This window comes from Aureimonas populi (assembly GCF_017815515.1).
In the GTDB taxonomy this organism is placed as follows: Bacteria; Pseudomonadota; Alphaproteobacteria; order Rhizobiales; family Rhizobiaceae; genus Aureimonas; species Aureimonas populi.
The window spans coordinates 627,387-638,606 of the sequence record NZ_CP072611.1 but is presented as its reverse complement, the minus strand read 5'-3'; the positions used below and the strand labels follow the sequence as shown (position 1 = coordinate 638,606).

The window sequence follows — 11,220 nt, the reverse complement described above, 5'->3', positions numbered from 1 at the left end:
AAGATCATCTTGCGGCCAAGGCTGACGACTGCCGGATGCCTGGCGGAGTGCCTATCCAGTTATCATGCTGCCATATCGCAATCCATAAGTGCATAATTTTCCGGCGTTAGTGACTCAAATCAGAAGAATGCGAACGAATTGCACGTTTTTTGTATCTGATCAGGACTTGCGCAGATCGTAAAAAACAGTTCTGTATCCATAATCGTTTTATGGAGGGCTCCGGTGCTCACGCTGACGTCCGTCTCCAAGAGTTTCGGCGACATGGTGGCCCTCAACGGGCTGAGCCTCTCCCTGCCGCACGACCGGTACGTTTCGCTGCTCGGCGCCAGTGGCAGCGGCAAGACCACTCTCCTTCGCATCATTGCCGGCTTCGACGAACCCGATTCCGGCACGCTCAGTCTTGACGGGCGAAGGCTCGACGGCACGCCGCCGCACGAGCGCGGTATCGGCTTCGTGTTCCAGAACTTCGCTCTCTTCCCTCACCTCACCGTCGAGCAGAACATCGCCTTCGGCCTGCGCTACCGGGCGAAGGGGCGCCTGGAGAGCAGGGACGAGATCGCCGGGCGCGTGGCTGATATGGTGCGCCTCGTGGGGCTGGAGGGGCTGGAGAAGCGTAAGGTGATGGCTGTCTCCGGCGGCCAGCGCCAGCGCGTGGCGCTCGCCCGCACCCTCGTCACCGAGCCCGGCTTCGTGCTTCTGGACGAGCCGCTCGGCGCGCTTGACGCCAATCTTCGCGAGCGCATGTGCGATGAATTGCGCGCCATCCGCGAGCGGCTGAAGGTCACCTTCTTCCACGTCACCGGCAGCGAGAGCGAAGCGCTGATGATGGGCGAAACGGTCGCCGTCCTCTCGCGCGGCGTCATCGCCCAGTCCGGCCCGGCGTCCGCACTCTTCGAGACCCCGGCCGACGCCGAGGTGGCGCGCCACCTGGCCGCCTACAACATCCTGAAAGGCCGCGCCGAGGGCGGGCGTTTCGTCTTCCCCGCCGCGAGCTTCCCGTTGCCGGGCGGTGTCGCGGTGCCCTCCGGTGCGCCGATCGAGGTGGCGCTGCGCTTCGACCGCATCCGTGTCCTGCCGGCCGCTTCAGGCGCAGAAGGCATCCCCGCGCGGTTCGTGGCGAGCGAGTTCACGGGCGCCTCGACGCTCTCCTTCTTCCGCACGGGGGACGGCGCGCTTCTACAGGTGGTCGCACCCGTGGGTACCGCGCTGCCCGAGCCCTATGCCGAGGGCGAGCCGTATCTCCTCGCCTTCGATTCCGACCTTGCCATCCCGTTTCTCGAAAGGGCTGCCTGATGGAACTCGTCCAGAACGGCGCAGGCCGCGCCGCAGGCGAAAGGCGAGCCGGCTCGCCCGCCGCCGCGCGCGAGCGCGCCGAGCGGCGCCGGGCGCTTCTTCTCGTCTCGCCCGGCGTCCTGTGGATGGCGCTCTTCATGGTGCTGCCGCTGGCCATGGTGGTCTACGTCTCCTTCTGGACGCAGACCACCTTCACGGTGGAGCCGACGCTGACGACGGAGAGCTGGGCGCGCTTCCTGACGAGCCCCACCTACATCTCCGCCGCATGGACCACGGTGCGCATCTGGGCCATCGTGCTCGTCTCGACGCTTCTCGTCGGCTACCCGGTGGCGCTCTTCATCGGGCTGATGGTGCGCAACCAGACGCTCCAGACCGCGCTGCTCGTGCTGTGCGTCATCCCGTTCTGGACCTCCTTTCTCATCCGCGTCATCGCATGGCGCCCGATGCTGGGCACTGAAGGGGCGATCAACTCGATCCTCCTCAAGATCGGCGTCATCGACGCGCCGATCACCTCGCTGCTCTTCTCCGAATTCGCCGTGCTCGTCGGCATGACGCAGATTTACTGCGTCTTCATGGTCGGGCCGATCACCTTCATGCTCGCGCGCATCGAGCCCAGTATCATCGAGGCCGCGCGCGACCTCGGCGCCGGCTTCGGGCGCATCTTCTGGCGCATCATCCTGCCCCTGTCGCTGCCGGGCGTGGTGGTGGGGGCGATCTTCGTCTCCGTCATGGTGCTCGGCGAGTTCGCCACCGCCGCCGCGCTGTCGGGCCGCACGGTCAACCTGCTCGGCAACATCATCGTCAGCCAGGTCGGCTCGCTGCGCTGGGCCTTCGCCTCGGTGGCGGGCGTGGTGCTGACCCTCGTCATCGCGGTGGTGGTGTCGCTGCTCCTGCGGGTCGTCAGCCTGCGCAAGGAGGTCTGAGATGGAATCGCGCATCCTCAAGCCGGTGCTGGGCGTCTACTGCGCCGCCTTCATCCTCTTCCTTTACGCTCCGATGATCACGCTCGCGATCCTCTCCTTCCAGGGACCGGGCGGAGGGCCGCAATTTCCGATCATCGAGTGGTCCACCTATTGGTACCGGCACCTTCTCGGCCTTACCGAGCCGGGCCGCATCGCGCGCCTGCCCATCGGCGAAAGCCTCCTGCGCTCGCTCACCCTGGCGCTGATGACCACCGTCGTCTCCACCGTCCTCGGCGTGATGACGGCGCAGGGCTTCCGCAAGCGCTTCAATGGGTCGGGCGTGGTCTTCTACCTCGTCATCCTCGGCATGATCGTGCCGGGCGTGCTCGTCGGGCTCGGCATGTCGCTCCTGTCGAACACCGTGGGCGTCTCGCGCACATGGTGGGGCACCGCCTTCGTGCTCCATGTCGTCTACACCTATCCCTTCGCCTTCCTGGTGATGCTCGCCATCCTCAACCGCTTCGACCGCTCGGTGGAGGAGGCCGCGCTCTCGCTCGGCGTCTCGCCCGCCGAAACCTTCCGGCGCGTGACCTTCCCCATGATCTTCCCCGGCGTCCTGTCGGCGATGCTCTTCTCCTTCACCCTCTCCTACGACGAGTTCTCCCGCACCCTCTTCGCCTCGGGCCGCGAACAGACGCTGCCATTGACGATCTACGGGACCTTCGCCGTGGAGATCTATCCGAACATCTTCGCCTTCGGGGTGCTGACGACGCTCTTCTCCTTCACGCTCCTGGCCATCTACGCGATGCTGATGACGCGCGCGGTGCGCGCGGGGCGCAGCTTCAAGGGGCAGGAGGACGCCCTGTGAGCGCGCGTCCCTCCGCCATCGTCACGGGCGCGGGCTCTGGGATAGGAGCCGCCATCGCGCTTCGCATGGCCCGCGAGGGCTACGCTCTCGCCATCAACGACCTCACACAGGAGGCGTGTGGGCGCACCGTCGAGGCGATCCGCGAAGGCGGCGGCACGGCGCTTGCAATCCCCGGCGACGTGTCGGACCCGCAGGCCGTCGCAGATATGACCAAGGCGGCGAGCGAGCGCTTCGGTCCGGCGCGACTGCTCGTCAACAATGCCGGCCACGGTCATCAGGCGGCCTTCCTCGACATCTCCCTTGCCGAGTTCGAGCGCATGTTCGCGGTCCATGTGCGCGGCACTTTCCTGATGGCTCAGGCGGTGCTGCCGGCGATGGTGGAGGCGGGCGATGGCGTGATCGTCAACGTGGCCTCCCAGCTTGGCCAGATCGGCGGCGTCGAGCTTGTGCACTATTCGGGCGCAAAGGGCGCCATCATCGCGATGACCAAGTCGCTCGCCCGCGAGGTCGCTGGGCGCGGCGTGCGCGTCAACGCCATCGCGCCTGGCCCCATCGAAACGCCGCTCGTCGCCGCCCTTTCCGAAGACTGGAAGCGCGCCAAGGCCGCTGGCCTGCCGCTCGGGCGCTTCGGACGTCCGGAGGAGGTGGCGGGCGCCGTCGCCTTCCTCGCCTCGCCGGATGGGGCGCTCTTCATCGGCCAGACGCTCGGACCGAACTCCGGCGACGTGATGCTCTGAGGAAAGGAAAGCCGATGTCCACTCCCTCCCGCCGAACCGTCCTCGTCACCGGCGCCGGCATCGGCATCGGCCGCGCCACGGCTGAGGCCTTCGTCCGTGGCGGCGACCATGTGGTCCTCACCGACGTTTTGGAGCTGGAAGGCCGCGAGGCCGCGGACGCAATCGTTGCGAGCGGCGGCTCTGCCGAGTTCCGCTTTCTCGACGTGCGGTCCACGCAGGCGGCCGAGGCTCTCGTCGCGGACATCGAGGCGCGGTACGGCGGCATCGACGTGATCGTCGCCAATGCCGGCATCGCGCACCGGGTGCCGCTGGCTCATCTCATCGACGAGAAATGGGACGAGACCTTCGACATCGACCTGAAGGGCATGCTGCGCGTCATCCGCCCCGCTGTTCCGTCGATGCGCAGGCGGGGGGAAGGGGCGATCGTGTGCCTCTCCTCCATCATGGGTGTCGCCTACGGCTGGGACGAGCATGTCCACTACTCCGCCGCAAAGGCGGGTGTCGTCGGCCTCGTGCGGGGCCTTGCCGTGGAGCTGGCGCGCGACGGCATCCGCGTGAACGGCGTCGCGCCCGGCTACATCCGCACCGCCCAGCTTCTGTCTGAGAAGCACTCGCTGGGGCCGGAGGGCGCCGAGAAGGCCGCCGCCTTCATCCCCATGGGCCGGCTCGGCGAGCCGGGGGACATTGCCGACGTCATCCATTTTCTCGCTTCTTCGGGCGCACGCTACCTCACCGGACAGGTGCTCGCCGTTGATGGAGGCCTCCTCGTGGGGCGCTACTGAAGATCAAGACAAAGAGGTTCCGCGACATGAGACAGCCCTCCATGATCCACCGCCGTGCCCTTCTGAAGGGAGGGGCGGGAGCGATGGCCGCCGCCGCGCTCGGCTCCGCCCCCTTGCTCGGCGCCCGCTCCGCCTTCGCGCAGGAGCTGGCGAGCCAGCAGCTTCGCACCATCGGCCTGTCCACCACGGTCCAGGACCGCATTCTGGAGATATTCCGGCAGGAGAGCGGCGTGCGGGCCGTCTCCGGCACGGCCGCCACCTTCCCCGATGCGCAGACGCGCATTCTCTCGGGCGGCGGCGACTACGACTGCTGGGAGATCATCGCCGAGCGCCTTCCTGCGCTGGTGGCCACCAACAATGTGGAAGCAATCCCGGTTGCCGACCTCCCCAACTGGAACGGCATCCGCGACATCTTCACCACCCCGGACGAGAAGTGGGATCGCAGCGCCCAGATCGTCGGCCAGATCTGGGCCGACGAGGGGCAGACCGAGCTCCAGATGGTGCCCGCCGTCTTCAACTACGACTCCATCGGCTACAACCCGGATGTCCTCAGCGATGAAGAGGCCAACACCTGGACCGCCATCTTCGACGAGAAGTGGCGCGGGCGCTCCGGGCTCAACGTCGATCCGCTGATTGCCATCGGGCAGGCCATTCTCGCACTGAACTCGCTGGGCGAGCTGGAGGCGAAGAACCCCGGCAACCCGACCGCCGAGGAGATCGACGAGGCGACGAACTTCCTCATCTCCAAGAAACGCGAGGGCCAGTTCCGCGCCCTGTGGGGCGATTTCGGCGAACTGGTGAACCTGATGGCCTCCGGCGAGATGGTGGTGTGCGACGCCTGGCAGCCGGCGGTGATGGCGGTGAAGGCACAGGGGCGGCAGGCGAAATACGCAACCCCGCGCGAGGGCACACGCGGCTGGGCCATCGGTCCCTCGCTGCTGGCCGGTTCGCCAAACCGCGAGGCGGTGATTGCCTATGCCAATTTCTGGCTTTCCGGCGCGCCCGCCATCGCCGTCACCGAGCAGGGCTACTACTCGCCCTCCACCCGCGTCAGCGAAGATATGGACCCGGACCAGTACGGCTTCTGGTACGAGGGCAAGCCTTGGGTGGGTGCGCCCGAGCGCGGCATCGAAGAGGGCGACCTTCGCGACGGCGGCTCGCTGGAAGAGCGCTCGGCCAATGTCGCCTACTGGCACCAGTGGCCGGACGAGTACGACCACCTGATCCAGCGCTGGGACGAGTTCCTGAACGCCTGACCCTCGAAAGGCCGCGCTGAACGGGCGCGGCCGCCGCGGCCTCCCGCGCATCGGATGGAGCTCCATGTACGATCTCGAACTCATCGGCGTCGGCAAGACCTATGCGGACGGCACGCTCGCCGTCTCCGACTTCGACCTGCGTGTGGGGCGGGGCGAGTTCGTCGCCTTCCTCGGTCCCTCGGGTTGCGGCAAGTCCACCACGCTGCGCATGATCGCCGGCTTCGAGACGATTTCGCGCGGCGACATCATCATCAAGGGCCGCAACGTCTCCGACGTGCCCCCGGAGCGGCGCCCGACCTCGATGATCTTCCAGAACTACGCGCTCTTCCCGCATATGAGCGTTGCGGACAACATCGGCTTCGGCCTGGACGTGAAAGGCCTGTCCAGCGCGGAGAAGAAGGCCAAGGTCGGGCGCATCATGGAGATGCTCGACCTCACCGCCCTTGCCGGCAAGAAGGCCGACCGGCTTTCCGGCGGCCAGCGCCAGCGCATCGCGCTCGCGCGCGGGCTGGTGGTGGAGCCGCACATCCTCCTCCTCGACGAGCCGCTCGGCGCGCTCGACGCCAATCTGCGCCGCGTCATCCAGAACGAGCTGAAGCTCCTCCAGAAGGATCTCGGCATCACCTTCGTCTTCGTCACCCACGCCCAGTCCGAGGCGCTCGGCCTCTCCGACCGGGTCGTTGTGATGAACCGGGGCCGGGTCGAGCAGATCGGCACGCCGCAGGAGATCTACGGCGCGCCCTGCACGGAATTCGTCGCCCGCTTCATCGGCTCCAACGCGCTGATCGAGGGCATGGCGGGCGGCGGTGCCGAGGGCTTGCGCCTCGCCCGCACCCGCTTCGGCGAGATGCGCGGGCGCGCCACGCCGGGCCTTGCGGAAAACACGCCCGTGCTCGTCGCCGTCGCCGCCGAGGCCATGCGCCTTTCGGCGGCGTGCGAAGCGGCCCCGGGGACGAACCGCCTCTACGGCAGCGTGGAGGACAGGCGCGTCGTGGGCGCTCTCTGCCGCTTTACCCTGCGCCTGGATGCGAGCCAGATGCTCGACGTCGTGGTGAGCACGGACGACGCGCGCGCCATGACGCTCACCCCCGGCGACGCAGCCGTGGCCGAGTGCCCGCCAGAGCGCGTCACCATCGTGGCGCGGGGCTGAAGTCCCGCCCGCACAGCCTGAAACTCCCAAAGGAAGGAAACATATCATGGCCAAGGAAATTCTGGTCGGATTCGGGATCGACGTGGACGCCGTGGCCGGCTGGCTCGGTTCCTATGGCGGCGAGGATTCGCCCGACGACATCTCGCGCGGCCTCTTCGCCGGCGAGGTCGGCTCACCGCGCCTCCTGAAGCTCTTCGACAGGTGGGGGATCAAGACCACGTGGTTCATCCCCGGCCATTCGGCCGAAACCTTCCCGAAGGAGATGAAGGCGGTGGCTGAGGCCGGCCATGAGATCGGCATCCACGGCTACAGCCACGAGAACCCCATCGCTATGACGCCGGAGCAGGAGGAGGAGGTGCTCGACAAGTGCATCGCCCTGATCACCGAGCTGTCCGGCAAGCGCCCTACCGGTTACGTCGCGCCGTGGTGGGAGTTCTCCAACGTGACCAACGAACTGCTCCTGAAGAAGGGGATCAAGTACGACCACTCGCTGATGCATAACGACTTCACGCCCTATTACGTGCGCGTCGGTGACAAGTGGACGAAGATCGATTATGCGGGCAAGCCCTCCGACTGGATGCGGCCGCTGGAGCGCGGGGAGGAGACCGACCTGATCGAGATCCCCGCGAACTGGTATCTCGACGACCTTCCTCCGATGATGTTTATCAAGAAGGCGCCGAACAGCCACGGCTTCGTCAACCCGCGTCATCTGGAGGAGATGTGGCGCGACCAGTTCGACTGGGTCTACCGGGAGAACGACTACGCCGTCTTTCCGATCACCATCCACCCGGACGTATCCGGCCGCCCGCAGGTGCTGCTCATGCTGGAGCGCCTCTACGAGCACATGAAGAGCCACGAGGGTGTGCGGTTCGTGACCATGAACGAGATGGCGGACGACTTCGCCAAGCGTTATCCCCGCAAGACGTAAGCCTGTCGGGCGGGGCGTCGGCTCTGCCCAAACTTCAGGAGGCTCCCGCCATGTGCTCGCTCTGCGGCGTCCTGGGATGCGACGACCATTGGACCAGCGCCGTGGCGCGGCCGGGGGTCTACACGCAAAACACCGACCGGGTGAGCCGGCGGCGCGAGGCCTCGCGCCGCCTGGCGCTCGCCAACGCCCTTCTCTCCACCCGCCGCCTTTCGCTTGCCGAGTGGCAGGGCCGCTCCTACGTTCTTGCCTCACCCACGGGGCGCACGCAGATCTTCGACGCCTTGTCGCATCTGTGGCCCGAGGCCGAGGCCATGGCGGGCCGGCCCTTCGACCCGCTCGACCCGGAGTTCATTGAGAAGATCGAGGCGATCCGATGAGCGGGCCGACGCCGGTCCATCTCCTCACCGGCTTTCTCGGCTCCGGCAAGACGACGCTGCTCCGCGGTCTTCTCACCGATCCCGCAATGGCGAGCGCGGCCGTGCTCGTCAACGAATTCGGCGAGATCGGCCTCGACCACGAACTTCTGGAGCGCGTGGACGAGACGGTGGTGCTGATGAAGTCCGGCTGCGTCTGCTGCACGGTGCGGGGCGAACTGGCCGACGCTATGCTCTCGCTGCATTCCCGGCGAGCGCGCGGCGAGGTCCCCTTTTTCGAGCGCGTCGTGATCGAGACCACAGGCATGGCCGATCCCTACCCGGCGCTCTCCACCATCCAGTCGCACCCGGTGGTGCGCAGCCATTACCGCGTCGCCAACGTGGTGACAACGGTGGACGCGGTGAACGCGCCGGCTCAAATGGCGACGCGTCTGGAGGCGCTGCGGCAGGTGGGCGCGGCCGATCTCCTCGTGCTGACCAAGACCGATCTCGCCGACCCCGATGGGGCTGCCGCACTCCATGCCCGCCTGGCCGAGATCAATCCGTCCGCCCGGCTCATCGAAGCGCGGGAGGCCGTGGCGGAGGACTTCCTCGCGCAAGACGCCGAGCGTGTGCTGCGGGTGCCCGCTGCCGCTGCGCTGGCCCACCACGGCGCCTTCCGGGCCGAGGCCCCCGTCACCTCTTTCGCGCTGGAGATCGAAACGCCGCTCGACTGGACGGCTTTCGGCCTATGGCTGGCCATGCTGCTCCATCGCCACGGCGAGCACATCTTCCGCGTCAAGGGCATCCTGTGCATCGAGGGCGAGGAACGCCCCGTTGCTGTGCACGGCGTCCAGCGCCTCGTCCATGCGCCGGTGCATCTGGAGCGATGGCCGGACGGGCGGCGCCTCTCGCGCATCGTCTTCATCGTCAACGGCCTGGACCATGGGCGCATAGAAGCTTCCTTCCGCGCCTTCGAAGCCCTGTCGCAGCGCGTCCTTTCCCGGCAGGCGGCTGCATGACCGGTGCTCTGCGTATCCTGTGCACCGAGATCACGCCCCACCGCCAGCTCCTGGCGCGGGCCGAGTACGACCTCGGCTTCGAGTTGGTCTTCGAGGAGCACGACTTCGTCGATGCCCAGCGCATCGCGGCCACAGAGCCGGATCGCTACGACGTTTACGACCAGTGTTTCCACAATCTCGACATCGTGTGGCACTGGGGTGCTATCCAGCCGATCGAGGTCGAGCGCATCGAACTGTGGAGCGAGGTCAGCGACCTGACCAAGAAGGGGCGCATCGGCGCGGCTGCCTCGCTGGGGCTCGGCGACGCGCCGGCGACCCGGCTCTACGTGCAGGAGGACCGTTCCCTCTCCCCAGTGGAGACGCTGCGCATCTCCATGCTGCCGACGGTTCACAATTTCGATTCCTTCGGCATCAACGAGACCGAATCGGGCGTTGATGCCGACCGCGAGGTGCGTTCCTGGGCAGAGCTTCTTCAGCCGCGCTGGCACGGGCACCTCGCCATCGTGGACGAGCCAGCCATCGGCTTCTTCGACATCGCGCTGGCGTTGCGTGCTGCCGGGCGGAGGAGTTTCCAGAACCTCGGCAACATGAGTGTCGGCGAGATCGACGCCCTGATCGACGACGCGCTGGAGCTGAAGCGCTCGGGCCACCTCGCCGGCCTTTGGCGCACGACGGAGCAGGCCACCGCCCAGATGGCCGCGGGCCGGACGTGGATCGGCTCGATCTGGTCGCCGAGCATTATCGCCTTGAAGGCGAGCGGGCTGAAGGTGTGCCAGGCGGTGCCGGTCGAGGGCTACCGCGCGTGGCACGGAGGCCTGTGCCTCGCCGGCCATCTCGAAGGGAATAGGCTGGATCGCGCTTATGCCTATCTCAACTGGTTCCTCTCCGGCTGGGCGGGGGCGGTGGCGGCGCGGCAGGGCTACTACATGTCTGTACCGGGGCGCGTGCGCGAGCATCTCTCCCCTGCCGAATGGGATTACTGGTATGATGGGCGCCCCGCGCGCGGGGTATTGTGCGGGCCGGACGGACGGCCCGCCATCCAGGCCGGAGAGGTGCGCTCAGGTGGCTCTTACTGGAGCCGCGCCTCGCACATCGCTCTCTGGAACACGACGATGGACGAACACAACTACCTCGTTCGCCGCTGGAGTGAACTGACGGGTGAGAAGGCAGCATCTACGAGAAGGGCTTCCTGACATGGCGCGCATCGCACTCCTCACCACCGGCGGCACCATCGCCTCGAGCCGCGCGGCGGGCTCGGATCGCGTGGTCGCCAACATCGCGGGAGAGGCCCTGCGCGCATCGCTCCGCTCCCCGCTGGAGGGCGTCGACATCAAGGTGAAAGACTTCGCCTTCGATCTGCCGCTGACCTTCCGCCTTGCCCTTCGTGTGAATACGATCCTCTCGGCTGGCACGCATGACGGCGACGTCGTTACCCACGGCAAGCGATGCTGATCATCGATCAAGGTGAGCCGGCAGGGCGCTGCGTCGCTCCATTTCCAGAGGACAAGATTGAGGTCGTCATTGGACGCGCCGGGAGCGAAGCTCCCGACGAGCAAGCCATGATAGCCAGCTTCGGCGAGCCTTCGCGCAAAGCCTTGCGTCTTCGCTTCCCCGGTCGCTTTCATTTGATCGCGCCAGGCCGGATCGGCGAGCGCCGCCGCATCCATCCCCTCCTTCCGCAGGGCAGTATCGTCCCTGCCGTCGAAAACGCGCTCGATGTCCGCGTCATAGGAGATGAGCGTCGTTGGCTGAAGGCTGCCGATCTGGTTGGCTTCGCGCAACGCCGTCATGACCGACAGCGACGTATAGAGCGCCGGTGTTCCCTTCTCGTTGAAGCGGCCACCGTAGAGCGCCGCGCCACGGCCGGACATCGGTTCGTGCGCATAGACGGGGTTGAGCGCCCGGTAGAGTTCCCCCTGGACGCGCATC

Annotated in this window: 12 protein-coding genes and 1 pseudogene; 12 read left to right on the top strand and 1 reads right to left on the bottom strand. The window is 67.0% G+C overall.

Annotated elements, in window-relative coordinates; genetic code table 11:
* Positions 1 to 222 precede the first annotated feature (222 nt).
* From J7654_RS02970 to J7654_RS02915, 12 genes are all read left to right on the top strand, one after another.
* On the top strand, positions 223 to 1,293 hold the full coding sequence (locus tag J7654_RS02970) for an ABC transporter ATP-binding protein (RefSeq protein WP_209738069.1): 1,071 nt from the start codon (positions 223 to 225) through the stop codon (positions 1,291 to 1,293).
* A complete protein-coding gene (locus J7654_RS02965) occupies positions 1,293 to 2,216 on the top strand; it encodes an ABC transporter permease (protein WP_209738067.1) in 924 nt (307 codons plus the stop codon). Before J7654_RS02970 ends, J7654_RS02965 begins: the two co-directional genes overlap by 1 nt.
* Position 2,217: 1 nt before the next feature.
* Entirely contained in the window at positions 2,218 to 3,063 is an 846-nt protein-coding gene (locus tag J7654_RS02960) for an ABC transporter permease (protein ID WP_209738064.1), read from the top strand.
* Positions 3,060 to 3,800 carry an SDR family NAD(P)-dependent oxidoreductase gene (locus J7654_RS02955; protein WP_209738063.1) on the top strand — a complete coding sequence of 247 codons (741 nt, stop codon included), beginning with the start codon at positions 3,060 to 3,062 and terminating at the stop codon, positions 3,798 to 3,800. Before J7654_RS02960 ends, J7654_RS02955 begins: the two co-directional genes overlap by 4 nt.
* A 14-nt stretch (positions 3,801 to 3,814) precedes the next feature.
* Positions 3,815 to 4,582, top strand: coding sequence for an SDR family NAD(P)-dependent oxidoreductase (locus tag J7654_RS02950; RefSeq protein WP_209738062.1), 768 nt, complete (start codon positions 3,815 to 3,817; stop codon positions 4,580 to 4,582).
* A gap of 26 nt (positions 4,583 to 4,608) precedes the next feature.
* Positions 4,609 to 5,838, top strand: coding sequence for an ABC transporter substrate-binding protein (locus J7654_RS02945; protein WP_209738061.1), 1,230 nt, complete (start codon positions 4,609 to 4,611; stop codon positions 5,836 to 5,838).
* Between the two features lie 64 nt (positions 5,839 to 5,902).
* Entirely contained in the window at positions 5,903 to 6,988 is a 1,086-nt protein-coding gene (locus tag J7654_RS02940) for an ABC transporter ATP-binding protein (protein WP_209738060.1), read from the top strand.
* Positions 6,989 to 7,034: 46 nt separating this feature from the next.
* Positions 7,035 to 7,916: a polysaccharide deacetylase family protein gene (locus J7654_RS02935; RefSeq protein ID WP_209738059.1), complete on the top strand. Its 882-nt coding sequence runs from the start codon at positions 7,035 to 7,037 to the stop codon at positions 7,914 to 7,916.
* Between the two features lie 50 nt (positions 7,917 to 7,966).
* Positions 7,967 to 8,293, top strand: coding sequence for a hypothetical protein (locus J7654_RS02930; RefSeq protein ID WP_209738058.1), 327 nt, complete (start codon positions 7,967 to 7,969; stop codon positions 8,291 to 8,293).
* Complete coding sequence (locus tag J7654_RS02925; RefSeq protein WP_209738057.1) at positions 8,290 to 9,291, top strand: CobW family GTP-binding protein; 1,002 nt, start codon at positions 8,290 to 8,292, stop codon at positions 9,289 to 9,291. The genes J7654_RS02930 and J7654_RS02925 overlap by 4 nt, the downstream gene beginning before the upstream one ends.
* Positions 9,288 to 10,484 (top strand): ABC transporter substrate-binding protein, encoded by a 1,197-nt coding sequence (locus tag J7654_RS02920; protein ID WP_209738055.1) that lies wholly within the window; start codon positions 9,288 to 9,290, stop codon positions 10,482 to 10,484. The genes J7654_RS02925 and J7654_RS02920 overlap by 4 nt, the downstream gene beginning before the upstream one ends.
* A gap of 1 nt (position 10,485) precedes the next feature.
* Positions 10,486 to 10,743, top strand: coding sequence for an asparaginase domain-containing protein (locus J7654_RS02915; protein WP_209740717.1), 258 nt, complete (start codon positions 10,486 to 10,488; stop codon positions 10,741 to 10,743).
* Here J7654_RS02915 and J7654_RS18280 read toward each other — a convergent pair.
* A pseudogene (locus J7654_RS18280) lies at positions 10,731 to 11,219 on the bottom strand (RES family NAD+ phosphorylase); the annotation flags it as partial. The gene J7654_RS02915 and the pseudogene J7654_RS18280 overlap by 13 nt on opposite strands.
* Between the last annotated feature and the right edge of the window lies 1 nt (position 11,220).